This is a genomic window from Bradyrhizobium sp. Crot121 (genome assembly GCF_059512385.1).
In genome coordinates, this window is the sequence record NZ_JCAMOR010000489.1 from 1 (window position 1) to 364 (window position 364).

The 364-nt window shown below is 62.6% G+C and carries 1 pseudogene; it reads right to left on the reverse strand.

Features of this window, described 5'->3' with window-relative positions:
• Nucleotides 1–364, reverse strand: a pseudogene (locus AC5ZGW_RS47615) (helix-turn-helix transcriptional regulator); the annotation flags it as partial.

Here is a 364-nt window from a genome sequence, read left to right on the forward strand (position 1 = left end):
TGATTGCTTGAATGCGCGGCAGAAATAGTACGAGCTCAGACGAGCGAGCCCCGCCAGCGCGGCGAGCGAGATAGGCTCGGCCAGGTGTTCCTCGATATAGCGGGTGACGGCGCGCTGTTGCCAGACAGCCAGCCCGCCCCTCGCCAATGGTTCGCGGCGCGGATGATGGCCGTGGCTTTGCATCAACTCATGCGCGACAATCACCGCAAGCGCTTCACAATAGCGCTCGTTTTCGCAGCCCCGATCGATTGCTGCTGTGAGCTTGGCGGCGGCATCCCACAGCCCGCGATGTTCGAAGAACAGACGGGGCGCAAGTTGAGCAGCCGGTAAATCCGCATCGATGGCGTAGATCGGCAGCCTCGCG